At 37.9% G+C, this 25,740-nt stretch carries 24 protein-coding genes; 3 read left to right on the top strand and 21 right to left on the bottom strand.

All coding sequences use genetic code 11. From position 1 onward, the window contains the following. Positions 1 to 177: 177 nt before the first annotated feature. The 8 genes from IGL24_RS10710 to srlA all read right to left on the bottom strand — a co-directional run bounded on the left by IGL24_RS10710 (position 178) and on the right by srlA (position 9,471). On the bottom strand, positions 178 to 3,051 hold the full coding sequence (locus IGL24_RS10710; RefSeq protein WP_429966330.1) for a GLUG motif-containing protein: 2,874 nt from the start codon (positions 3,049 to 3,051) through the stop codon (positions 178 to 180). Positions 3,052 to 3,771: 720 nt separating this feature from the next. Then, the gene (locus IGL24_RS10715) at positions 3,772 to 4,128 is read right to left on the bottom strand and encodes a PTS glucitol/sorbitol transporter subunit IIA (RefSeq protein WP_207116114.1); all 357 of its coding nucleotides are present in this window, start codon (positions 4,126 to 4,128) and stop codon (positions 3,772 to 3,774) included. A gap of 16 nt (positions 4,129 to 4,144) precedes the next feature. After that, positions 4,145 to 5,392, bottom strand: coding sequence for an NAD(P)H-dependent oxidoreductase (locus IGL24_RS10720; protein WP_207699456.1), 1,248 nt, complete (start codon positions 5,390 to 5,392; stop codon positions 4,145 to 4,147). Between the two features lie 20 nt (positions 5,393 to 5,412). Further along, on the bottom strand, positions 5,413 to 5,784 hold the full coding sequence (locus tag IGL24_RS10725; protein ID WP_207699457.1) for a transcriptional regulator GutM: 372 nt from the start codon (positions 5,782 to 5,784) through the stop codon (positions 5,413 to 5,415). Between the two features lie 18 nt (positions 5,785 to 5,802). Continuing rightward, positions 5,803 to 6,795, bottom strand: coding sequence for a 2-hydroxyacid dehydrogenase (locus IGL24_RS10730; protein WP_242542694.1), 993 nt, complete (start codon positions 6,793 to 6,795; stop codon positions 5,803 to 5,805). A gap of 21 nt (positions 6,796 to 6,816) precedes the next feature. Beyond that, the gene (locus tag IGL24_RS10735) at positions 6,817 to 7,872 is read right to left on the bottom strand and encodes a zinc-dependent alcohol dehydrogenase (protein WP_207699458.1); all 1,056 of its coding nucleotides are present in this window, start codon (positions 7,870 to 7,872) and stop codon (positions 6,817 to 6,819) included. A 22-nt stretch (positions 7,873 to 7,894) separates the two neighbouring features. Next, positions 7,895 to 8,917: a PTS glucitol/sorbitol transporter subunit IIB gene (srlE, locus tag IGL24_RS10740; protein ID WP_207699459.1), complete on the bottom strand. Its 1,023-nt coding sequence runs from the start codon at positions 8,915 to 8,917 to the stop codon at positions 7,895 to 7,897. A 20-nt stretch (positions 8,918 to 8,937) separates the two neighbouring features. Next, positions 8,938 to 9,471: a PTS glucitol/sorbitol transporter subunit IIC gene (srlA, locus tag IGL24_RS10745; RefSeq protein ID WP_206858672.1), complete on the bottom strand. Its 534-nt coding sequence runs from the start codon at positions 9,469 to 9,471 to the stop codon at positions 8,938 to 8,940. A 189-nt stretch (positions 9,472 to 9,660) separates the two neighbouring features. Here srlA and IGL24_RS10750 point away from each other — a divergent pair, with 189 nt between their 5' ends. The 3 genes from IGL24_RS10750 (at position 9,661) to IGL24_RS10760 (ending at position 11,209) form a co-directional block, all read left to right on the top strand. After that, positions 9,661 to 10,608: a sugar-binding transcriptional regulator gene (locus tag IGL24_RS10750; RefSeq protein WP_207116127.1), complete on the top strand. Its 948-nt coding sequence runs from the start codon at positions 9,661 to 9,663 to the stop codon at positions 10,606 to 10,608. A 159-nt stretch (positions 10,609 to 10,767) separates the two neighbouring features. Beyond that, entirely contained in the window at positions 10,768 to 10,890 is a 123-nt protein-coding gene (locus IGL24_RS10755) for a putative holin-like toxin (RefSeq protein WP_429966331.1), read from the top strand. Positions 10,891 to 11,062: 172 nt separating this feature from the next. Then, positions 11,063 to 11,209, top strand: a complete 147-nt coding sequence (locus IGL24_RS10760; RefSeq protein WP_242543332.1) for a putative holin-like toxin — start codon at positions 11,063 to 11,065, stop codon at positions 11,207 to 11,209. 262 nt (positions 11,210 to 11,471) lie between these two features. Here IGL24_RS10760 and IGL24_RS10765 read toward each other — a convergent pair whose 3' ends face one another. The 13 genes from IGL24_RS10765 to IGL24_RS10825 form a co-directional block, all read right to left on the bottom strand. Next, the gene (locus tag IGL24_RS10765) at positions 11,472 to 12,701 is read right to left on the bottom strand and encodes an ATP-binding protein (protein ID WP_207114697.1); all 1,230 of its coding nucleotides are present in this window, start codon (positions 12,699 to 12,701) and stop codon (positions 11,472 to 11,474) included. Positions 12,702 to 13,114: 413 nt separating this feature from the next. Beyond that, positions 13,115 to 13,969 (bottom strand): formylglycine-generating enzyme family protein, encoded by an 855-nt coding sequence (locus IGL24_RS10770; RefSeq protein ID WP_207700017.1) that lies wholly within the window; start codon positions 13,967 to 13,969, stop codon positions 13,115 to 13,117. Positions 13,970 to 13,981: 12 nt separating this feature from the next. Continuing rightward, positions 13,982 to 14,758: a TSUP family transporter gene (locus tag IGL24_RS10775; protein ID WP_207114699.1), complete on the bottom strand. Its 777-nt coding sequence runs from the start codon at positions 14,756 to 14,758 to the stop codon at positions 13,982 to 13,984. Continuing rightward, positions 14,758 to 15,870 carry a radical SAM/SPASM domain-containing protein gene (locus IGL24_RS10780; RefSeq protein ID WP_207114695.1) on the bottom strand — a complete coding sequence of 371 codons (1,113 nt, stop codon included), beginning with the start codon at positions 15,868 to 15,870 and terminating at the stop codon, positions 14,758 to 14,760. Before IGL24_RS10780 ends, IGL24_RS10775 begins: the two co-directional genes overlap by 1 nt. Before the next feature lie 9 nt (positions 15,871 to 15,879). After that, positions 15,880 to 16,191, bottom strand: a complete 312-nt coding sequence (locus IGL24_RS10785) for a hypothetical protein (RefSeq protein WP_207114694.1) — start codon at positions 16,189 to 16,191, stop codon at positions 15,880 to 15,882. 67 nt (positions 16,192 to 16,258) lie between these two features. Beyond that, positions 16,259 to 17,752 carry a sulfatase-like hydrolase/transferase gene (locus IGL24_RS10790; RefSeq protein WP_206858690.1) on the bottom strand — a complete coding sequence of 498 codons (1,494 nt, stop codon included), beginning with the start codon at positions 17,750 to 17,752 and terminating at the stop codon, positions 16,259 to 16,261. Positions 17,753 to 17,763: 11 nt separating this feature from the next. Beyond that, a complete protein-coding gene (locus tag IGL24_RS10795; RefSeq protein ID WP_207114692.1) occupies positions 17,764 to 19,692 on the bottom strand; it encodes a beta-glucoside-specific PTS transporter subunit IIABC in 1,929 nt (642 codons plus the stop codon). A gap of 107 nt (positions 19,693 to 19,799) precedes the next feature. Continuing rightward, positions 19,800 to 20,615 (bottom strand): PRD domain-containing protein, encoded by an 816-nt coding sequence (locus IGL24_RS10800; RefSeq protein ID WP_206858704.1) that lies wholly within the window; start codon positions 20,613 to 20,615, stop codon positions 19,800 to 19,802. A 563-nt stretch (positions 20,616 to 21,178) separates the two neighbouring features. Further along, on the bottom strand, positions 21,179 to 22,252 hold the full coding sequence (locus IGL24_RS10805; RefSeq protein WP_207700016.1) for an ABC transporter substrate-binding protein: 1,074 nt from the start codon (positions 22,250 to 22,252) through the stop codon (positions 21,179 to 21,181). Continuing rightward, positions 22,249 to 23,079 carry an ABC transporter permease gene (locus IGL24_RS10810; RefSeq protein ID WP_206858717.1) on the bottom strand — a complete coding sequence of 277 codons (831 nt, stop codon included), beginning with the start codon at positions 23,077 to 23,079 and terminating at the stop codon, positions 22,249 to 22,251. Before IGL24_RS10810 ends, IGL24_RS10805 begins: the two co-directional genes overlap by 4 nt. Then, positions 23,076 to 23,882 carry an ABC transporter permease gene (locus IGL24_RS10815; protein ID WP_206858719.1) on the bottom strand — a complete coding sequence of 269 codons (807 nt, stop codon included), beginning with the start codon at positions 23,880 to 23,882 and terminating at the stop codon, positions 23,076 to 23,078. The genes IGL24_RS10810 and IGL24_RS10815 overlap by 4 nt, the downstream gene beginning before the upstream one ends. An 11-nt stretch (positions 23,883 to 23,893) precedes the next feature. Next, entirely contained in the window at positions 23,894 to 24,979 is a 1,086-nt protein-coding gene (locus IGL24_RS10820; protein WP_206858722.1) for a polyamine ABC transporter ATP-binding protein, read from the bottom strand. A gap of 17 nt (positions 24,980 to 24,996) precedes the next feature. Beyond that, the gene (locus tag IGL24_RS10825; RefSeq protein ID WP_206858725.1) at positions 24,997 to 25,539 is read right to left on the bottom strand and encodes a helix-turn-helix domain-containing protein; all 543 of its coding nucleotides are present in this window, start codon (positions 25,537 to 25,539) and stop codon (positions 24,997 to 24,999) included. Positions 25,540 to 25,740: the final 201 nt, after the last annotated feature.

The following is a 25,740-nucleotide window of genomic DNA, read 5'->3' on the forward strand; positions in this document are numbered from 1 at the left end:
AACACCTGAATTTCGTTATTTTATTTTTAGGAAATACCAACCTTTCAACTGATACACATAAGAAAAAAATCGATCGAAATACATCAGAAAATAAAAAAAGAGATTGAGAAATAGGTCAACAAGAAGATTTTTTGAATCTGCTCACCATTCTCTCAATCTCATTCTTTATATTATCGTTTAATTCTTCTTACGTTTCAGCCAACTAGCTAACGCTGTGCCTACCGCACCAAAGCCAAGCAATGCGAATGTACTCGCTACTTCACCAGTTTTCGGTAAATTACCACTTCTGCTATTATTTCCGGCTGATGCAGCATTCGTAGGAATACTTCCATTACCATTTCCAGAAGTATTCACACTTCCACCATTTGGAATCGTCCCAGTTTGGTTGTTGCCTGAAGGAGCGCTGATATTATTTCCAGTGTTTCCGGTATTTCCGGTGTTTCCGGTATTTCCGGTATTTTCGCCGGTACCTCCATTGCCCCCGTTATCTCCACCATTATCTTTGTTTCCTCCATTGTCTCCTGAAAGTGACGTAGTAAGAACGATTGGATCCGATTCTTCCCCTGCGTTAAAGTTCGCACTCTCATCTGAAGTTGCAGTGATCCAATACGTGGTGTTGGCACTTAAACCTACAAATGCGCCGTCTACTGCCGCTATCCCATCTGCATAAGCAACCACTCGTGCCAATGGATTCGCTTGTGGATCTGTGTCGTAGATCAAGAAGGTCACATCTTGGAGTAATTCCTCTGCATGGTCATGGTACCACTGTTCACCAGGTGTATCTGGTGTATCGTCGTGATGAAGAAGCGCTGTTCCTGCAATCGTGATCACTTCATGGGTATTGTTTTGTGCCGCTAGCTCTTCGTCAATTTTCAAGAATGCACCATTTGCTTTTGTAATTGCTTCTATATCAAAAATATCGGTGACAAGGTACTCGTCAGATCCAATAGTGGGCAATCCTGTAATAACGTAGTTGGAGTTGTCGATCGTTCCCCAATCAAGTGTCCAGTTTGCTCCTTCAATCGTATTTGTGCCAGCAGCACTATCCGTATACTGGAAGTCTCCTTCTATCCAAGTCACTTCATCTCCTGGCGCTAGCCCACTTAATGTTGGCGCATCAAAATGATCGATTCCTGTCGTCCCATTAAAGGCACGACTAAAGACCGTTCCTTTTTCTAGAACAATTTCGCTTGGAGTGACTTCAACGATTGCTTTATTCCAATTCTGACCAGGTTCTAACGCAGTCAGACGGCTGATTGGTGTAGCCGTAATCTCATAGGTACCAATACTCGTGATCTCCAAAATCAAATAGTCGCCATCATCTGAAAGACTGACCCCATCCGCATCTGTTTCAAAAAGGTAATCTTCTGGATTTCCGCCGCGACCAAATAAAGAAAATGCCTCAATGAGCGGAATCCTTGTTTCTGCTCCACCATACGGAACTTGAAGCGTTTCGCCTAACGCATCGATCGGTAACGTATCGACTTCGCTACCTAACCCTAGCTTAGGATAATTTGATGCAGCATCCCAAACCCAAGTACTACCAAAATCCCAACCATTCGCTTCATAGGTACTTTGTGTTCGCAATTCAATGACATCTAACGGCTCAATGACGTTTGGGGTAACTTGTCCAGTCACTAGCATACCTTGAGAGCGCACTTCAGCATTATTATAGTAGAAGTTATTGCTATTCGTACCGCCTAAGCCAAAATGGTCTACATTGGCATCTCCCGTTACATCACCCATTCCGAAGCTATTTTCGATTGTCAAATACCCAGCATTACCGACAAATCCGCCGACATAACTAGTACCAACTACGTTTCCTGTACTATAGTTGCGTGCTACTTCGATTGCGTAAGAATCAATAGCTCCGATGAATCCACCGACATTCGCTCGCCCAGTGACATTCCCGGTCGCATAGGAATCGACTACTGTACTATAGAAATCTTGCCCACCGATCAAACCACCAATGTTATTATTACCTTGACCATCGACATTTCCTGTGGCATATGAACGACTCACATTCCCCACACTGTTTAAACCAATCAATCCACCTGTATTGGTTGCGTTTGCTGTGACATTGCCTGTCGCATAACTGTCCTCTACTACATTCCCATTTATTCCGATCAAACCGCCCACTGCTTGAGGGTACATGTTAGGATTCGCATTTACTGTGATCGTTGCTGAAGAAGAAGAACGAAGAACCATAGTACCAGAGACCCTATTCGCCATGTAGCCAACAAGCCCACCAACACTCCCACCAGTCGCTTCGATAATTCCACCACTGATAGCAGAATCAGTGACGGTTGTTGGATTCCCAGATTGATCGTTGATTTGTCCAATCAACCCTCCAGTATTGAGCCCATTCAGCCCGCCCACAATGTGCGGCTTTTCCAAAGTGATCCCTGAAATCGTTGCGCCATCTACTACACCAAAAAATCCTCGATTGCTCACATCACCAGCTTGCGCACCAGAGTTAACTCTCACATTACGGATAACTGTCCCAGGTTCAGCTGTAAAACTTCCAGTGAATTTTGTCGCTAAAGTTAATCCATATCCAACTGGTATCCACTCTGAAGTGAGTGTGATATCATTCATCAATTGATAATGCGCCGTTAAATCATTTCGCATTTCATGTAATTCAGCTTCAGTAGTGATTTGGAATGGTGCGCTGATCGAACCATCACCCGCTCCAGAAAAGTAGGATTCAATCACCGTTTCATTTTGCTCTTCCAGTTCTTCCAACAATGTCTGCTGCTCTTCAATCAGCTGTTCGGTTGTCTCTACTGTTTCTTGGTCAATGTCTTCAGGAATGGTTTCCACATTACTTGCTTCTTCCTGAACCTCTAATTCGTCGGGTGTCACTTGATCAATCAAAGTCTCATCGTTACTATTTTCTATTTTTTCATCTATTGACTCTGCTTCAATCACAGTTTTCCTGTTTGGATCACTCTCTTCTAAAGCGCTTGCAATAGTAGGCGCTGTTTGCGCAAATACCATCGAACTTAAAAGCACACTTGCCATCAGTTTTTTCTTGTTCAACTTAACCATAATAATCCGCCTTCCTAATTCTAATCTTATTTTAATTTATATATTAATTATCTCATAAATTGATTTAAAATTGAATTTTTTAGCTATTTAATAAACTCTTAAAATTAAAGAACTCTAATCATTTTATAATTTTATGTTTTTTATTTATTATGCATAATTTGATATTTAATAAAAAGTTTTTTTATATTACTTTCCTTGAAAACAAAGCAACGATTGATATTAAAATATTGTTATGTTTAATGTCATTCCTTTGATTCCAATTTAAATAAATCCGTTTACATTCTTTGGATAAAAAACTATCGATATGCTACTGATTACATCGCAGTTAAAATACTTTTCCATAAACATTCTTTTTTAATGTATCTATTGGAAATTATAATGTTTCCAGATGATAGAAAAACACTCCACATTTGAAGTATCGTCTTTTTTTTAGAAATAAAATGATAAGAAAGGTCTATTTTTTTTCAAATAAGTGATCGAGAATAATCGATTTATTATCCAGAAATCACGAATATTTATTCCTTCAAGCAATAACCGATAGTTTATCATCGTTATTTTAGTTTCATCATTAAATCCCTCTCGTAACAGGTTAATGTACACCAAAAAAATCACTCAAAGCTTACTGTAGCTTCGAGTGATTCTTGATTATATTTTTCAACCATTTTTTTCATTGATCAAATATCATAACAATCAGTCAAACAAAATTTACTTTTTCAATTGTCACTCTATAGTGATCTCGTCCCCTAATTCAAGTGTCGGAAAAACTTTTGGCTCCACTAAAATTGCTCCAGGAAGGATCTCATTATTTTCAGTTTCTCTAAAATAAACCGAGATATGTCCTAGTGATTCGTAATTCGCATTCGCGTCTGAGCCAACTTCAAGTATTCGATATTTATTTTGACCAATTTTTAGCGTAGCGTTTTTTCTCAACACATTCTCTGGCTTTGTCACGTTCTCATGGATCACACAAATATCTCTTAATTCAGGTGGTGCTTCAGGTCCAAAAAGAACCAATAAAAATTCTTCAGCAAAATCTTCAACGATATGACCAATCTGAGTTATCTTCGTTTTATGCATCGTCAGCCTCCTAATCTTACGCGAATGTTTCGTCCTGCAATCGACGGATCTTGAACACTGTTGTCGATTCATCCAGTTCGATATCGTCCATTGTCAAGAACGCACCATCTTTGATGTCACGTTTTGCTACTGAACCACCGCCGACTAATCCGATTGGCACATTGCCATTTTTCTTCATGTCTGCATGTGTCTCAAGTACACCTCGAACACAATAACCACCGATGCCATCAATTTTCTCACCTGCTTTGATATCACGCTTCGCTACAGCAACTGTTTCAGAAATTGGTGCGCCCATAGGCACGATAGCTGTATCGTTTTCCAAGACTGCTCGAGCAATCGTCAATGGTGTTTCTAAACTGCATAGATGATACGGACGGTATAAGAGGTGATGATCTCTCTCCCCTTTTTTCATTAGATAGTTCAATTCATGCTGGACGCCTTCATTTTGTCCCTTAACGATACAGAAGATTCCTGGCGCAATGCCATCCACATACTCAACCACACCAAAATTATTTAAGATCCCGCCATTTTCTTTCAAGTCTAATTTCTCGACAGTGCCATCTAAATCAGCCGCAATCCCATGCATCCCCACAACGTCTGGTAAGTAGCCGATCGCATTTGAAAGAAGATTCATTTCTGCCATCGTTTTAGTGCCGTCTTGGAAGGCTGCCAACATGTGGCTGTTCATTCCTTTTGCATCAGCTTCCGCTTGAGCTGTATCAGGATTAGCGTTTACTTTCAGCGCATTGTTTTTTCCTTTTCCTGCGACTAATACCTCCATCCCCATACTCTTAGCAAATTCGTACATCTGAACGGTTGCTGCAGGCTCATCCCCATCTGATCCTGTGTAGATCAATCCAGCCGCATCATAAAGCTGTTTCATCAATGGCCCGACTGTAATGTCGATTTCCACGTTCAATAAAACTAAGTGTTTTTTCGCAATCAATGTTGCTAAAGCAATTTTGGCTCCAGCCTCCGGTACTCCAGTGGCATCAACAATAATTTCTACATTATCGGAATTGACGATTTCTTTGAAATCTGTACTGGTCAGAATATTGATTTTCTGCTCTGCACTCGCATTGTATGCATCTGCTGCTCGTTTTGCCGCGTCCAGATTGATATCACTGATTCCGCCAACGATCATACCAGGAATCGTTGAGATTTGTGAGACCATTCCAAACCCCATTTGTCCTGCACCAATGACGCCCACTTTGATTGGCGCACCATCTTTTTCTCTTTGTAAAAGCTTTCCATATAACGTCATTATTGTTCCTCCAAAATAGTTTATTTTCTTTCACTTGCAATGAACTCGATTGCTTGTGTGAGTGCTTCTCCATATTTTCCGTTCAGAAGGTGTTCAGGGATGTCCGTAATTGCTTGCCCATTTACTTCTTCAAATGGTTTGAACTTTGCAAAGATCGTTAAGCCAGACATCACTTGACACTCTTTTATCACACCATCAAGGCTGGTGACCATCAACACAATGTTTCTTTTTTTGAATATACTTTGCGTCATACCAATACCGAAATATCCTTCTGAATTGTTTTGAATGATCTGATTGACTGTCTTTTTGTAGTAATTAGAATGTCTGATCGAAGTCATAACATTCAAACCAAGTAGTATAACGACGAGCAGCACTAAACGAATTTCCCCCATAGCTCACACTCCTGTCTTTTAAAGATATTCATTCACCATGCGATTAGCTAAAATCTTCGGTGAGTTGGCAAAATTTCCAATTGTCGATCCAGCAATATGTGGTGTGATGGTGACATTTTCTAAAGCCAAGTATGGATGATCAGCCGGCAACGGCTCTTGCTCAAACACATCTACTGCGGCTCCAGTGATTTCTTTTGTTTGCAAAGCTTCGATCAAATCATTCTCGTTGATCAATCCTGATCTCGCACTGTTGATGATAACCGCAGAGTCTTTCATTTTTTTAAAATGTTCTTTGTTGATCATATTTTTTGTTTGCTCCGTCAAACGATAGTGCATCGAAATGATATCTGCTTGTTCAATCAGTTCGTCTAGAGAAACTTGAGTATCCTCTGTTTCTCCTTTGAAATAATCATCAAAGAAAATGATTTTCCCACCAAATGGACGTATCAAGTTCGCAACTTTTTGACCAATTGCCCCGTACCCGATCAAACCGACAACAGATTCTTTCAACTCAGGGGTCAAAACACCGTTTGGATAGTGTTTCTCCCATTCACCATTACGCAATTTCCCATCCGCTCTGGCAATATTACGGATCTCAGAAAGCATCAAGCCTACTGTATATTCCGAAACACTTGTCTCACTACGTCCAGGCGTGTTGAAAACGGTGATTCCCTTTTCTTCCGCATATTCGCGATTGACATTTTCAATACCAGCACGTAATACCCCAACAAATTTTAATTTTTTTGCCTGATCAATGACTTTTTTTCCTACAGGAGCGAATTGCGTGATCAAGTAATCGTACGCTTCGATTCCTTCCATTAAATAGTCCGGGAGATCTACTGATTCACTGCCTTGTTTTTCCAAAGTGATATTGTCTTTTTGCAAGGCTTCCAAATCAGCATGTTGCCACTCTTTGACTTCCACTTCGATGCCTTTTTCCTTTAATAACGCTAAACCGTCATCCATCATTTTTTTATCAATGAATAAATCTGCAATTGCCAAACATTTCATCACTTGCTCGCTCCTTTTGAATTAATCTAACGTGACTGATACTCGGTAGTTTCCTGGTGTGCTTGCTGTCTCAAAAGCTTTTTGGATATCATCTAATGGGATGTGTGTCTCCACCAGTTTTGAAACATCGACTCTGCCAGTATTCAACATTTGTGCCGCATCGTAAAAATCTTCTAATGTAGAGCCATATGTTCCAATCAACTCTAGGCGCATATAATGGACCTTGTTTGGATCAACATCCATTTCTGGCGCAGGGTACCCCGCTGCATACATCGATATTTTCCCATCTTTTGGCTTGACCATTTCTAGTGCTTGATTGTTAGCAATTGTTAGCCCAACTGCAACGATCACGATATCTGCACCTTTCCCATTGGTTAATTCTTTTACTCGTTGAACAGGGTCTTCTTTCTTAGGGTTGACCACTTCAAATCCCATAGATTCAGCAATCTCAATTTTCTTTTCCATCAACTCGGAAACAATGACTCTCGCACCAAATGCACGAGCTGTTTCAGCGTTGAGTAAGCCCATTGTCCCTCCGCCGATCACAACGACGGTATCTGTACCAGATTTGATTCTCAATTTTTTCATATTCTGGATCACTGAGGAAAGTGGTTCAACAAATGCTGCTTCTGAAGGCGCTAGATCCGGACTCATCTTGACAAAGCTTTTTGCTTTTCTGATAAAATAGTTCGCAAATCCAAAGATCCCATAAAATTCATCGGAATAATTTTTGCCAAATTGCTTGATGTTTTCACAACCAGTGACTTCTCCATGCTTACATTCATCACAATAGCCACAGTAATCATAGATCACACTCACACGATCTCCAACTTCAAACGTTGCGCCGACTTTACTTCCTTTTGCTACGATCGTTCCTGCCCCTTCATGACCTCCTGCCATTGGATAGCCTTGGTGTTCTCTTAACCCTTGCCACTGTTGGTAATCCGTTGTACAAATATTGCATGCGTCTTGCTTTACCAAAATCTCATCATCTAATAACTCTGGCATTGGAATTTCTGTTACTTTTGCATTTCCTTTTTCTGCTAAATATGCGAATTTTATTTTATTGGGAATCATCTTTCCACCTCGATTTTTATTTTTATAGTCCAAACGACATAAAGTAAGCAACTACAACTGCTAATGGACCGGTAATCACGCGAGAAAATAAGATGGCAGGAACGCCAGAAGAAATCGTATCAGGATTTGCTTCTCCTAAAGTCATACCAACTGGAGCGAAATCACAGCCAACTTGAGAGTTGATAGCAAATAGAGCGGGTAAAGCATAATGCGCCGGTATGGTACCGTTTGCAATTTCTGTCCCGATCAGCAAGCCGATCACAGATGCAATAACTGCCCCTGGAGCGAGTAGTGGTGAAAGAAAAGGCAAACTCGTGATCAGACCTAAAACAACTAAACCAATCAAACTTCCAGCTAATGGTGATAAGACTCGAGCAATCAGATTTCCGATGCCAGTGTAATTGATGATCCCGATCAAGGTAGCGACAAAAGCCATGAAAGGAATAATATTCGTCATCACTGTATCGATCGTTTCACGCCCTGCTTGGTACATGATATTGATAAATGTCCCAGCCCCACGCCCGATCATATCGATAAATCCGAGGAATCCTTTTCTTTTCGTTGAATCTGTCGAAGCTTCCGCAGTAGGCGCTTCCGTTTCATCGACTGCCTTTTCCTCTTGTAAGCCTTCAGTTAAAGTAGTTGGTGCAGTTTGGATCGCTTCATCCGGCAACTCACCATCGACTAGCTGTAAATCATTCACCGTAGTCCCTGATACAAAGATATCTTCAGTCATAAATTTAGCTAGCGGACCCGAAGGCGCTTGCAATTTAACGTTGATTGTTGGGATACCCATGCGAGGATATGTGCCACATCGAGCGGTTCCTCCACAATCAATGACAGCGGCAAGTGTTTCTTCTTTTTCAACTGGATTTTTGAATGAGTCAACTGCGGTCGTTCCTGTTAATTCTGCAATTTTTTCCGCTACAGGATGGATGCCTCCACCTGTGACACTGATGATATATTTCTTTTTATGATCAGGAACTAAGGTCAAAGGTCCACCCCAGCCACCATTTCCTTTATTAACGATTACTTTATTTCCCATTCGCTCTCCTCCTATTTCATTCAGGCATTCACAGCTTTTTTCTTGTCACGACTTGCTAATACAGCGGCGATTCTTTCAGTCAAAATCCCACGAATCAAAATAATCACAAAACCCGCTAAGAGGTAGCGTAAGCCCAATTCGCTCTGATTTCCTACTTGAGCATATCCAGAAGCGACGCCCAGGAAAACGAATAACTCTGCTGAGTTCGCATGAGGAAAGAGTCCAACGATCGGATGTAACATGGAAACTGTTGAATCATAATACGCTGCTTTATGTTCCTCCTTTAAAAAGCGACCAAATGTATAACACATCGGGTTTGTCAGGAAAAAACAAGCTAAAAATGGAATCAAAGTGTATCTAAGAATCATGAATTTTGTACATACTTGCATAAATCCAAATACTCGGTCTTCACCGATGATCTTGATTAAAGCGTTTACAAACAAGATCAAAGTAATCAAAAGCGGCACTATCCCAGTCAGAAACCCCATAAATGTGTCTGCTCCAGCTTGGAACATCCCGATGAAACCGTCTGAAAGCTTTACTAAAAAATCCATAACCTTCCTCCTATGATAAAATTTGCTCTTTAATATCAAAAGACACGATTTGTGTCATTCGATACCTTCGAACTCATAATACCAAGTGACACATTTCTTGTCAAATGGTATTTTCTTTTATTTTTAAATTATTTGGTATAAAATTGATGTAATATTACGAAGAATCCAGTGACCACAAAGGAGAAAAAAATGAATAAATCTGAAGAACGAAACTTAATCAAAGTTGCTACCCTTTATTACAAAGAAGGTTTGACACAAGTCGAAATATCAAAGAAAATGGGCGTTTCTCGATCCTTGATTTCAAAATGGTTAGTTGCTGCCAGAAATCAAGGATTCATTGAATTCTTCTTCAATAGCGAAGAAGTTTATTCCGTCAATCTAGAAAATCAATTGGAAAAAAAATTTGGTTTAAAATCAGCCACTGTTATCGATACAAATAATTTATCTACTTCTGAGATCAAAAAATTGCTCGGTCAGACAGCCGCCTTATCGATCAAAAATAAAATCGAGACAGTCCATTCGATTGGACTGTCTTGGGGGAAATCAATCCAAGCATTAGTCTCACAATTTCCATTTGAATCTTATCAAAATAAAGTGTTTATTCCCCTGATTGGTGGAATGGGTACAGATAATTTTGAAGTTCATTCGAATCATCTATGTTATGAATTTGCGAAAAAAACACGAAGCTCATCTAAATATTTATATGCACCCGCTTTGATCAATGATCCCTCTGCAAAAAAAGTGCTGGAGAACAATCAAAACATCAAAGAAGTGTTGGAAGAAGCCAAACATGTCGATATGGCAATCGTCAGTATCTCTTCCCCACAACACAGAAATACGATGCAAGACATGGGCTATATTACAGACAAAGATATCGCTGAGCTTCTTGAACTGGATATCGTTGGTGATATCAATTCTCGCTTCTTCGATAAACAAGGAAAAGAAGTCAATCACTTGTCAAATACCAATGTGATCGGTATCAGCATCGAAGATTTGAAGAAAATTCCACAAGTGATTGCCATTGCATATCAAAAAGAAAAGTGGTCAGGGATTTACTATGCGTGTATCAATCATTTGATTACTGATTTGATAACAACTGATGAGATCGCGAATGAGATTTTGAATGCAGAATTGTAATTTAGTTTTTTTGAAAAAAAATAAAAAAACCTAGTTATTATCCAAAGTTCAAGGACTCTAACTAGGGCGATATGCTATACTTTTTTAGACAGTAAAGTGAAATGACGGTGGCGACTTCGAAAAAGGTGGTGGTGCTTATGGAGATAAGTACTGAAATCTATGAAAGGAGAAGCCTATTTGTCCGCATATGAAACAGTCCAAACAATTTTAGCTTTCTGTATGTTTACCATCGCTTTAGTTGGCTTGGTTGTTACAATGCTGAAAAATGACAAAGAGAAGTAACCGTCACTTTAGCGAGCCGAGGGTTACTTCTCTTTGAGTTAACTATTACACTTACCACTAGCTTTTAGCGGTGCTGTCAAAAGGGAGCTGTTGACGCAGTTCCTTTTTTCGTTTTTATTATAGCATAGTTTCGGCTTCTTCTTCAATTCTGATTTTTTATTAAGCAGATTTTATGGAGATAAGTACTGAAATCTATGAAAGGAGAAGCCTTTTGTCTATTGCATCAACGCTAGAGCTAATGATTCGTTTCAGTTTATTTACCGCAACTCTGATCTTTGGCATCCTAACCTTGACCAACAAAAACGACAAAAAGAAATAGCCGTCACTTTTTTCCGGGAGACGTCTATTTCAAATTAAAATATAATTCTGTCACCGGTTTTAACGGTGCTGTCAAAAGGGAGCTGTTGACGCAGTTCCTTTTTTCGTTTTTATTATAACACAGCTTCGGCTTCTTCTTAAATTCTGATTGATATTTTAGGAATAATTTATAGGAATAAATAATTTGCAAAACAAAAGCAACTATTGTCCCTATTAATATCTTATTGATACAAAGATTGTCTTTCTTGCTACTGATTTAGATCTCAGTAGTTATCATCCAATAACCACTGTATCAAATTTACATGCGCAATTCCATCGACATCACTTGTAAATGGATCGAGTGTTAAAACCATTTTGTCATAATTATCGGCAATCTCCTTCAAGGGGCGAAACTCTCGCTCACGTGTTTCAGGGGAAGCTAATAAATAACTAACTTGAATATATTTACGGTCGATTTTTGTTTCCGTTTTGCGTTCAGCAATGAAGTCTATTTCGTATTGATTCGTTTTTCCAACTGACACCTCATAGCCTCGTGCCATCAATTCCAACAATACGATATTCTCTAGCACAAGCTCAAGATCTTCTTCATTTCTACCGATAATCGCTTGTCTTAATCCATGGTCTACAACATAATATTTTTCTTGAGAAGCCAAAAATTTTTTACCTTGAACGTCATATCTTTTTAATGGAATGATTGCGTAAGCATCAGTAGCAAATCCTAAATAATTGAGAATTGTCGTTGGCGATACTTTAAGACCCACATTTTTCAAATATTTTGTTATCGAGTTTGCTGAAAAAGTTCTTCCAACATTTCCTAAAACAAAATTCAATAATCTTCTTAATAATTCAGGATCTCTGATATTTTCTCTTTCGATAATATCCTTCAAAATAATTGAATTATAAACATCACTTAAATAATTTAATCGATCCCGATATTGTATATTTTGAAATACTGGAAAGGGCATACCACCTTCAACTAAATAAGATTGAAATAAATCATTTTCACTCCTATTATCTCCAATACTACGCCTTCCTTCAACATATTCTAAAAATTTAAAAGGATAAATTTCAAATTGAACGTATCGCCCACTAATCAGAGTAGACAATTCACCAGATAACAGTTTTGCATTGGAACCTGTAATATAAATATCTACTCTACTTTTATAAGTTGCACGCAAAGAATTTATCACTTTTTCAAAATGATTAACTTCTTGAATCTCATCTAAAAAAATGTATGTTTTCAAATTAGTTTGAGCTATTTTTTTTTCTATATAGTCATTTAGTGCATGGTATTCTAAATATGGTTCAAAGATTAATTCTTCAAAATTAATAATAATAAATTGCTCTTCTTTTACCCCTTTTGCCTTTAAATAGTTTTGAATCAACTCTAGCATAATGGATTTGCCTGAACGTCGAACTCCTGTCATCACTTTGATCGGTTCAGTGTCAACAAACGGTATAATTAATTCTAAATAATTTTTTCTAACAATCATAATCTCACCTCTTTGTTTCCATTATAATGGAAACAAGATGCATTTAACAGGTAATTATCCATTATAATGGAAACTATGATCCTGATTTATAGCAAGAAATGAGTGGACTACTTTCTAACTCTCGTTTGGAAAAATTAATTGCTTTCTTTTGAAAAACATGAGTATTAAAATTTTTACTTCCTCTTCTATAATATCTCTCTTTAGTTATTACTAGTTAGGCTTGCTTGTATTTCATCCAGAGAGTAAAACTCTAACTTATATTGAATTTTTTGATTAGTGATTTTACTCTAATTCTACATGCTAAAATCAAATAAACTAAGTTACATAAATATCTTAAATAGTTGCAAAAATCTAAAAGAATCATTGTAGATTATTAAGTTTGTTTCTTGAATTTGATTACTTCTGCCATCGTCTTATTTTACACAACGGAATCCTAAGTTATTTGCAGCAGACATACCTGAATTCCCATTACGTGCTGCAATCCGATATCTTTTACAGTAAGAATAATGACAGAGGAAAGAACCTCCTCGTGTTGCGTAAAAGTTATCATCTACTTGTTGATATGCTTGCCAAATTTCTTCACTCGTTGTTGTTTGAAATTTTTTCAAATCAACTCGTGCTGGATTGCTACACCATTCCCAGACATTTCCAATCGCTTGATACATCCCTAGTCCATTTGGCTCGTACCATTTGGCTGGTGCTGTATTCGTGAAACCATCGTCTTTTGTATTCGTGTGTGGAAAATCCCCTTGCCAAATATTTGCTCGATGTTTACCAGCTAAGATAAATTCTTCATCGCCCCATGGATACCGCTCATTATTTGTCCCGCCTTTAGCTGCAATCTCCCATTCCATTTCACTTGGTAAACGTTTGCCCGCCCATTTACAATAAGCAATCGCATCGTTACGAGAGACTTGTACAACAGGATGATCCATACGCATTTCAATCGTTGAATCTGGACCTTCTGGATGACGCCAATCAGCACCAGCTACAGCGTACCACGATACCATATTGGAAACTAATTGACTTTTCATCCGTGTTTGTTCACTCAAAAAATAGTGAAAGACAAACGACCAACCAAAACGTTCAGCCTCAGTTACGTAACCTGTTCCCTCAATAAATTTAGCAAATTCAGCGTTCGTTACAGTCGTCTCATCCATCCAAAAGGTTGGAACTATAACCGATAAACGAGGTCCTTCATGGTCTGCTTCAAAACCGTCTACGTGATTTGTTCCTACGTTATAACTTCCACCAGGTATTTTTATCATTCTTGTCACTCCTTATAGTAGCTGAAAACCGTTATAACAATTAATCAACAATACACAAATAATGACTAATTGGAACACCGTTGTTACTTTTTTCTCAGATAGCACATTGCTTAACTTCGCTCCTAACATCCCACCGATAATCGCAGCAGGCACAATATATATCAATATAGTTAGATCGAAATTGCCAAAACCGGAAGACACCCCCATCGTCACTAGATTAGAGAGTTGGGAGAAGAAAATTGTACAAATCGAGTACATCGTTGCTTCTTTTATTGAAACCGAGAACATTAACATTAGTAAAGAAACATTAATTGGTCCGCCTCCAATGCCTAGAAGACTAGCAAAAAAGCCTAAGATCAGACCACAAAATAAATACCAAAAACTGTATCTTAATTGGAAGTTTTTCCAATCGTATGTTGTATAGAAAAAAGCAAATAAGAGCATAATTATCGTTAGGATAATTTGAATCATCTGAACGGCATCATCATTTGCAAAAATTCGTAAGAAGTATTCAAATGTACTATTGCCTAAAATTCCGCCTAGTACTGCACCTGTGGATACCAAAACAACAATCTTCCAATTGATTTTCCGCCCACTCATTAGTTGGCGACTTGTCGAAACAATTGACATCGTAAAAACAGCAACTGACGAATAGAACGAAATTGCCGCCACTGTGTGCGCGCCGATAAAATCAAAAATCGGCTTGATTAAGACTCCGCCACCCATGCCAGAAACAGCCCCGATCGTATTGGCGGTTACAATCACAAAAAAATAAATGATTCCAACAATCATGCGTAAACCTCCTGTAATATCCCTAAAATTTCATCTATTTTTGGAACAAATTCTTTTAATAGAGAGGCATAACCACAAAAATCACGTTCATCTACATACATTGCATCTTTCATCCTCTTACAGCCTCCGCGGCACATTTTAATAAAGGGACAGATTTGACATTTTTCAGATAAAGGATCTCTTTCGCAAAGAAATTTTTTTGAAACATTTTGCGAAAATAATTCCCGCAATGTTTGTTCTTGAATATAACCCATACGATACTCATCCAAGACATAAAAATCACAAGGATAAACACTCCCATCAGCTTCAATAACATACTGCACCTGACAATTTCCTAAAATACCACACGCTGTTATTTGTTGACGAACCAATAAATTCAAGATATCGTCAAATAGCTTGATACTTATGTAATTCCCCTGCCGAAGTTCAGCAAGCCATAATTGAAAGATTTGATGATAAAAACTTGCAAAACGCTTAGGTGTCAATGCATAGCTATTTCGTTTCAATACGTCTAAATCATCCAGACACGGAATAAATTGAACATAACTAATCTGTTGTTCTTTAAGAAAGTGAAACACTTTCTTCGCTTCTTTCGCCAACGGATCAGTTAATACGCAAAGTACATTGTAATCGATTTCGTAACGATCAAACAGCTCTTTTGTTTGAAGAACACGGTGAAACGTTCCTCGACCTCTAGGATCTACTCGATTCAAGTCATGATAGAGGGGATGTCCATCAATTGACAACCCCACTAAAAAATTATGTTGTTTAAAAAATACACACCATTTCTCATTTATCACTGTACCATTCGTCTGTATCGCATAACGGACATGCACACGTCTACCTTGTTTTTCAATCAACTCAGTTATATTTTGAAAATAGGATAACCCTGCTAAAGTTGGTTCTCCTCCTTGAAACGCCAGTGTTAACTCATCACCATCTTCTAAATCTTTGTAAATATTCGCAATCATTTGTTCAGCAACATCAGCTTTCATTTTTCCATAAGAACGTACTTCACGTAATGAACTGACATTAGCATAAAAACAATACTTGCATCGTAAATTACAAAGCGCTGAAGCTGGTTTGATCAACACGGAAATATGTTTCAAGGTATATCCCTACTTTCTTCTAAATTTTCTCCATTTGTCGCAATTCTTCTTTATACCAATCAAATGGTTTTTCTTCGAACAATCCAATGTACCATTCCCTTGGTAATATAAATCGATACAAATAACCCCATAGAGTTTACTCATTTCCCCAGTTGTAGAATCTTCTTTTATTTCCCCAATTTCTGCTAATTTGCTACTTGCCACGATTTGGTTATGCCAAGCTTGAATCATATTTGTGAAATCATCAGAACCTCTTTGTTTAAGCATCTCTTGGTTCAAAACCGAAGCATGTAGGCCTGAATGAACTTCATTAAATGTCATCCAGTATTTCACTTTTTGGAAATTCACCCATGTTTCTCGATACTTCGGTTGTTTATTTGAATCATTATTACCGTTTGTCACGTTTCATAGGTACATAATCTGTTGTCTCCATATAAAACTGTGTAACTCGATTTTTCATTTTTTGAACTAACTCTTGGTATTCATCTAAAACCGCTAAATTATTGATTTCCATTGGGTCTTCGGCAGTATTATACAATTCATCTGTTTCATACAGACGCATTGTGTATTTAAAATCTCCCATTTTACACATGACTGCTTTTGTATGCTCTGGACCTTCACTGTATTGTGTTGATAATCGTGGCCAGTAAGGAGATTCTGGTCCATGACCTAACTCCATCGCCTGTCTCTCACCGTGAATACGTCCTCCTTCACAGAAGACCGCATCTTTGTGTTCTTCGTCACCAGCTACTACATGTAATAGTGACTTACCAAACTGCGTATACGATAAGTCGATCTCTGCCATTTCAGCAATCGTAGATGGTAAATCCAGCAATTCAACTTGTGCTTTAGAAATACGTGGTTCTACTACTAATCCTTTTGCAGGCTTAATCAATAAAGGTACATTCGAAATCGGATCTTCAAAACAGTTTTGAACTTTTTCCGTAATCGTATAATCTCCTGTATAATCACCATGATCACTATAGATGATCAAGTTCGTATCGTCATATAAACCCGACTTTTTCAATTTTTCTTTAATCAACCCTACTTGATGATCAAAACGAGAAACCATCGCTAAATAAGTTCCTCTCAATTCATCAAAACGCTCCTCTGACCAGCCGTTTAATTCTTGTCGTTCATTAATACTGTATAGCATCGAAGCCTTGTTTGGAACCTCTTGAATATTTGGACGACGCGGAGGCAGCTTACTTCGATCAATATTTGAATACCACGGGTCTTCACAGGCATATGGCGGATGTGGAAATGAAATAGTACAGTAAACGAAGAATGGTTTATCTGAAGATTCTTTACTACGACGTTCGATATACTCCAATGCTTTTTCTACACAGTTCCAATCTGTTTTTCCATAGCCTTCTCCATCTGGTAATTTCCCCATATAAAAAGAGTAATAAGTATCTCCTGATAACATTTTATCGTATAACTTTTTACTCTCTTCATTCATCTCAGCAGAGTGATTCATCTGATTATTTTCAGCATCACGCATATTCTCGTTCGTAATGCCATCATAATATTCATCACAATATTCTGTTTTTGTGCGGTCGGCAGGCACCACATCATTGCGACCAATCCAGATAACTTCGTAACCATTATTCTTCATTTCCTTCAAAATATTGGGTTCATCTTCACGTTGTAAATAATGCATCGTACGATGTCCACTCACATGTGGATATAAGCCTGTTAAAAAACTATTTCTAGAAGGTACGCATACTGGATTTTGACAGTATGCGTTCTCAAAAGAAACTCCTTCTGAAACTAGATCATCTAAATTAGGTGTAATGGATGCTGGGTTCCCCATATGTGCCAACGAATCATTACGCATTTGATCGGCTACAAACAAAAAGATATTTTTCTTGCCACTCATTTAAACTCCTCCTAGGCGATAACTGTAAATAAATTATTTGAAATATTTACATTCTTTTCTTCTGAACTTACAACTTCTAAATAATGTTTTGAATTCGCAATAATTACTGGTGTCTGCAATGAATACCCCGCAGCTGCAATCGCATCAATATCAAATATTAATAGCAATTGACCTTTTCTCACTGTATCACCTTGTTTTACAGCTGGATCAAAGTATTTTCCTTGTAGATTCACTGTATCCATACCAATATGAATCAATAGCTCAATTCCTTCATCGGTTGTTAGACCAAGAGCGTGATATGTTGGAAACAACGTTGTCACCTTACCATCTGCTGGTGCGTAGACTTTCCCTTCAGTTGGCAAAATTGCTACCCCTTGACCAAGTAAACCTGTCGAAAACGCAGTATCAGATACTTTACTTAGAGGTATCACTTCACCTTTGATTGGTGTATCCAGTTCATATAAAACTGTTTGACCTAAAGCTGCATTGACAGGAATACTCTCTTTTTCAGTAACTTCATCTGTTTCTTCATCCAATTTGGGATTATAAGAATAGAAGTAAGTAATTAAGAATCCTACGACAAATGCAACTCCACAAGCAATTGCAAATCCAATGAAACTATTATCGAAACCAACTTCAGGGTTGATAAATCTTGGCAAGGCAAAAATCCCTGTTCCTCCATTAATGTACACTCGTGTGTTAAAAATCCCCATAATTGCGCCGGCAATGGCAACTGCCAGCGAAGTAGTATAGAAAACTTTTTTTCTAGCCAATGTTACACCATATAATGCGGGTTCAGTAATTCCGAATACTGCGGACAAAGCTGCAGGAAAAGCGATTTCTTTTAGTCTTTTGTTCTTTGTTTTGAAGAAAACTGCAAATGTCACACCTGCCATTGCCAAAGGTGTTGCAAGGCCAGCCATCATAACTACGTCATATCCTAGCGTTGCATAGTTATTCATTGCAATTGGAACAAATCCCCAATGCAAACCAAACATAATAAAGACTTGCCAAAAGCCGCCAATCACAATTCCTGCGATGATTGGACTGAAATCATTTGCTGCTGATAACATTTGTCCAAGAAACAACCCCACCCAAGTTGTAATAGGCCCAACAACTAAAAATATTAAAGGGACTGTAATAATCAATGTTAGAAATGAAACAAAGAAACTACGCACCATACGAGGAATAACTCTTGTTAAAAAATCCTCAAATTTAGCAGCTAAATAAGTTCCTGCAATGATAGGAATAACACTTGAAGCATAGTTCATCAAAATTACTGGTAATCCTAAAAATTTGATATAGACTGGGGATTCAATGACTGTTCCTTGAAATAAAGTGAATAACGCTTCCCCTCCAGCACTATTTGCTGCAACAATTGATGGATACACTAATGCAGCACCAATAGCCATACCAATAAAGGGCTTCCCTCCAAATTTACTCGATGCTGTATAACCTAAGAACAACGGAAAGAAATAAAAGAGACCGTCACCAGTAGCATTCAAAATCAAATATGTTCCTGATGTTTTATCAATTAATTCAAAAGCTGCTAGTAAAGCTAATAATCCTTTGATCATACCGGCGGCCATCAAAACATTAATGACTGGAGTAAATACGCCGGATACAATATCAATGAATTTATTTAAAATCCCTTTCGGCTTATCTACATCATTTTCCGAAGTTGATGCATCTTTGATTCCAGCTAACTCTACAAATTCTTTATATACTTCTCCAACATGATTTCCAATGACTATTTGATACTGACCGCCACTTTGAACAACCGTTACAACCCCTGGAATCTTTTTAATCGCCTCTGTGTTTGCTTTCGATTCATCTTTTAATTTGAAACGAAAACGAGTCATACAATGTGCTAAAGCATTGATATTTTTCTTTCCTCCAATATTTTCTAATATTTGTTCATTTAATTCTTGATAATCCATCACAAACATCCTCTCCAAAAATTTGTATAAATAAAAAGCAAGACTAAACAAAGTTGTCTCACTACAACTTCGTCAAGTCTTGCCTGCATGACCAGTAACACCTTGAATTATTTCTCTATTAATTTTTGTACATGTAGCGTTAAATATAATTGTTCTTCATCAATTAATTCTTTTTTTAAATATTTGCCAATCAGCAAGGTTGTTTCATACGCTTCAGGATATTTTTCTATCACATGAACCAATAACGGGTTACTCGAATTTTCAGTTGTACGAGTTTCCAAGCGTTTAAAGAAAAATCTTAGATGTGTCACAAACCGATCGAATGATAAACTCGTTTCATCAACATCCACGTGGTTATGCATCCTAATAATAGTTAAAATATCTCGAATCTTGTGGGTTAATGATTGAATGTTTTCAACTCGCTCGTCACTATTTAATTGTGCATTGATAAAGTGCATTGCAATGTTACTTGCTTCATAATCATCGAGTGTTGTTTTAAATTTTTGATTAATCAATTGAACCGCATATTCCCCCACCAAAAATTCATTTGGGTAAAACTTACGAATTTCCCAAAACAATTGATTATTCAAATGTAACCCTTCTTTTTGTAGTCTCACACTGTTATAAAGGTGATCCGTTAATGAAATATAAATAGAATCGCTTAACTCATATGTGATTTTTTGTTTTCCATATTGGATAATATCGTCTGCTAACTTCGCATATTCGACCGGCATATCCTGTAACAAATTCATCAAACGTTCTGTTGATTGTTTCTGCAACACAAAAACCCGCTCAATTTTCTTTTCATCTGCTTCTTGTCCAGGTTTTATCTTAAAGCCAATGCCTGTACCGATCCAGATATAATCTTTTGCCCCTTCACCTACCAACACCGAATTATTGTTTAGTATCTTTTTAACCTTCAAACAAGATTCCACCTCCTAAAAAAGGCCATACCTTAACACACACGTAATTATATACGCGCATACTAAGGTATAGCCTGCTTTACCAGTAACTACCCATTCAATTGACTAAATGGTATAATAAAATCTACATAAAAGCAAGCGTTTTCTAAATTTTATTTAGGAAGAAAGATGTTTTTTTATCCTTGGTTATCTCCGCAAACGAAGGTTTGCTCTTCAATTATCACCGGTCTCTTCCCCCTTGAATGCCAATCTTCATTGGCGCTACTGCTTCATCCATTAGTATTTCTAGGTGGAGTACACTTGTTATAATACACCACATCAGTAAATCGAGATATACTCATTCCTTCTCTTTTCGTGATCTATACAAGACACAGAAATAGCTAATAAATAAAGATTTTTAAGTATTAAACAGTGAGAGAAATATTGGAGGAAAAAGATGAAAGAACAAAAAAACGGCTATAAAGCCGTTTTTGAGAGAAAATCGTGAAACTGATGATGACAAAGGTAAATGAAGACACCCTGAAATTATTGATGCTGTCTGATTACCATTGATTGGATTACTGCTATTTCCGATACATCTTGAACTCCAAGAATAAATCATTATAGATCCCTAGATATTCCGACCCGAGATTTTCATAAACTTCAAGATGAGAAATCGTTTCATCGGATGGATAGAATTGTTCATCTTCTGAGATTTCTTTTGGTAATAATGCTTTGGCTGCTTTGTTTGGTGTGGAGTAGCCGATATATTCTGCGTTTTGCGCAGCATTCTCCGGATCAAGCATGAAGTTGATGAAATCATACGCACCTTCTTGGTTTTTCGCTGTTTTCGGCATGACGATATTATCAAACCAAAGATTCGATCCTTCTGTTGGGATCACATAATGTAAATGTTCGTTTTCATACATCATGTCAGCTGCTTCACCTGAGAATGTCACAGCAACTGATGCTTCTTCGTTGATCATGTACATTTTGATTTCATCTGCAACGATTGCTTTGACGTTTGGTGTCATTTTGTTCAACTTTTGAGCCGCTTCATTCAGTTCAGTCATATTTTTACTGTTCAAAGAATATCCTAAACTATTTAAAGACAAGCCCATCACTTCTCTCGCTCCGTCGATCAACATCAAACTATCTTTTAATTCTGGTTTCCATAAATCGTCCCAGTGCTTGATTTCTTCTTCGTTGAAAACTTTGTCGTTATACACGATCCCCAGTGTTCCCCAGAAGTAAGGAATCGAATATTTATTGTCCGGATCGAAATCTAGATTCAAAAAGCGATCATCGATGTTTTCCAATCCTTTGATTTTACTGTGATCCAAAGGCATGACTAGTTTTTCTTCGATCATTTTTTGGATCATATATTCACTCGGAATAGCAATATCATAATTAGTCCCACCTTGTTGGATCTTGGTAAACATCGCTTCATTCGAGTCAAACGTTTCATAATTCACTTTATAGCCGGATTCTTGTTCAAATTTCGTGATCAAACTAGGATCGATGTAATCGCCCCAATTATAAATCGTCACGATTTTAGCCCCACTCATTCCACTTGCTCGTTCTAATTGCCGAACACTCACAAGCAATACGCCAATGATCAAGATAATACCGATAAGCAAAGATTGTAATTTTTTCATCGTAAACGAGCCACCTCCTCACGGTTGCGGCGATTTTTTTTCAATCGTTTTGGTCGGTTTTCTTTACTGATAAAGTAATAACCGATCACCAATACCATTGAGAACAAGAAGACCAGTGCGCTCAACGCATTGATTTCTAAACTGATACCTTGCCGTGCTCTTGAATAGATCTCAACAGATAAGGTAGTAAAGCCATTACCTGTCACAAAGAAAGTGACCGCAAAGTCATCCAGAGAATATGTGAATGCCATAAAGTAGCCGGCGATGATTCCTGGAGATAAAAATGGTAAGATAATATTTTTTACTACTTGGAAATTGTTTGCACCTAAATCTCTCGCAGCATCTACCATCGAGTCGTTCATTTCTTGTAACTTCGGCAAGACCATCAAAACAACGATTGGGATACTAAAGGCGATATGTGAAAGCAACACACTTTGAAATCCTAAGCCAAAGCCTAATAGCGTAAAGAAAATCAGGAAGCTTGCACCGATGATCACATCAGGCGAAACGAGCAAAATGTTGTTCATACTCAATAATGCAGTTCGTGCCTGACGTTTTTTTGTGTAATAGATCCCCATCGCGCCAAACGTTCCGATGATCGTTGCGATCAATGCGGATAAGAATGCCAACATAAACGTATTCAATACGATAATGATCAGTCGTGTATCTTCGAATACTGCTTGATAGTTTTCCCAAGTAAAGCCGGTAAAACTATTCATTGTTCCGCCTTCATTGAAGGAGTAGAATATCAAGTAAAAAATCGGCAAGTACAACAACAGAAAAACAACCGCTAAATAAAGGTATGACCATTTGAATTTTTTTCTCATGAGCGGCCTCCTTTTTTCTTCTCACCTGTCAGTAACATCACGACGAACATGGCAATGATCAAAATCACACCGATCGTTGAACCCATGCCCCAATTTTGTGTGACTAAGAAATGCTGCTCGATAGCTGTTCCTAGTGTGATCACTCGGTTTCCGCCAATCAAACGAGTCAACATGAATAAGGACAGTGAAGGAATAAATACTGCTTGTACCCCACTTTTCACCCCGTTCAGTGATAACGGAAAAATCACACGGCGAAACGTTTCGAAATTACTGGCTCCTAGATCTTTACTGGCACTTACTAACGAAGGATTCATTTCTTCTAACGCGTTGAAGATCGGCATGATCATAAATGGAATCTCGATATATGTTGCCACAAACAAGAAGCTAAAATCAGTAAATAAAATCTGTTGCGGCCCGATACCGATGAACTCAAAAAAGTGATTGACACTGCCATGGATACTAAAAATCCCAATAAAAGCATATGCCTTCAACAGTAAGTTGACCCAAGTCGGTAAAATGATCAACATCAACCAAAGCTGTTTATGTTTTAATTTTGTTAAAAAATAAGCAGTCGGATAGCTGATCAACAATGTGAATAATGTAATCAAGAACGCATACCAGACCGAATTGATCGTCATGGCGATATAAGTCCCTGAAGTAAAGTAAGCGGCATAGTTGCTTAATGTAAACTGACCACTCATATCAAAAAAAGATTGATAGATGATCATCAAAACAGGCGCAATCACGAATAATCCAAGCCATAAAACATAAGGGATGGAATAGATCCTACGCATTGTTCTCATATTCTCTCCCCCTATTCTTCGTAGCTTTCCAAACGTGCATCGAAGTCTTCTTCCGACTCATTGAAACGCATGACATGGATGTCTTCTGGTTCAAAAGCTAGACCGACTTGACTACCTTCACGCGCTTTTTTCGTTGAATGGACCATCCATTCATTTTGTTGCTCATCATAACAAATGATCTCATAATGCACGCCACGAAAGAGTTGAGTGTCCACTGTTACGACTAATTTTCCTTTGTCTGGTGTAGTGATCGTCAAATCTTCTGGACGGATGACGATCTCCACTGGTTCATTCACTCGCATCCCACCATCGACACACTCAAATTGTTTACCAACAAATTCAACCAAGTTATCTTCGATCATAACACCGTTGACGATATTACTTTCCCCAACAAAATCTGCCACAAAATGATTGATCGGTTCATCATAAATATCTACAGGGGTACCGCTTTGGACGATTTTCCCTTTGTTCATCACAAAAATCTCATCACTCATCGCTAATGCTTCTTCTTGATCATGCGTAACGAAAATAAAGGTGATCCCTAAGCGTTGTTGAAGTTCTCTCAACTCATATTGCATATCTGTACGTAATTTCAGATCCAAAGCAGATAATGGTTCATCCAATAACAAAACTTTCGGTTCATTGACGATTGCTCGGGCGATAGCTACCCGTTGGCGCTGACCGCCAGACATTTCGCTGATTTCTCGTGTTTCATATCCTGGTAATTGCACCATGCGCAATGCATCTTTGACTTTTTTTTCGATTTCCGATTTTGGCATTTTTTTGATTTTCAAGCCAAAAGCAACGTTGTCAAATACATTCATATGAGGAAATAAGGCATAGTCTTGGAAAACCGTATTGACTTGGCGTTTATTCGCCGGTAGATCATTGAGTCGCTTTCCTTCAAAATAGATATCTCCTTCGGTTGCTTCCGTAAATCCTGCAATGATTCGTAAAATCGTTGTTTTTCCACAACCGGAAGGCCCTAACAATGTATAAAATTTCCCTTGTTCGATCTCAAAACTGACTTTCTTCAAAATTGTTTCATCATCATAGCTTTTTACGACCTGATCGAATGATATGATTGGTTTTCCCACTTTTTCTGCCCCCTATATTACAAGTATGATTCGGTTGCGACGATCAATACTTTTGTTTGTTTTCTTTGGTGATTACGTAATTGGTGTTGTGTCGTTGCCTGATAGTACATTGATTGACCTTTTTTCGCTACATACTCTTGTTCACCTAAGCTTAGTGCGATTTCTCCTTCTAAAACAAAAATAAATGTTTCTGAAAGGGAAGGTTCAAAGGTTTTATATTCACCAGCAGTATCAAAAGTCAATAACACTGGCTCCATTTCTTTTTCATTTGAATCTGTCACTAACCATTCTAGCTCGTACCCATTTTCCTCATCATAATAGACGGTACGGTCTTCCTTTGTATAGACGATAGGAAGGTTGGCTGTTTCTTGATGAAAAAAAGCTTCTGGGGTAACTCCCAATACTTCAAGAATAGAGAAAAATGTTTCCATCGATGGTGAACTTAAATCCCGTTCAAGCTGCGAGATATAGCCCTTTGATAAATCCGTCCGCTCCCCTAATTCTTCTTGCGTTAAATTTTTTTGGATGCGCAGATTTCGTAACTTCTCACCAATTTCCATTTGTCTCCTCCTACGTGAAGTTTTCTAATAGTAAACTCCAGGTTTACTACCACCTGTAATAGTATACAAACTTCAGCCAAAAAAACAACCCTTTTGCTTGAAATTTTCTCGTACTTTTTTCAGTTGCTTCTACTATTTTTTAATAGAAATTAATCAGCAAACTACTAGAAAATGAAACGCTTTATGGTATGATTAAGGAAA

Origin of the sequence: Enterococcus sp. DIV2371, assembly GCF_050498525.1 — a bacterium.
Classification (GTDB): Bacteria; Bacillota; Bacilli; order Lactobacillales; family Enterococcaceae; genus Enterococcus_B; species Enterococcus_B mangumiae.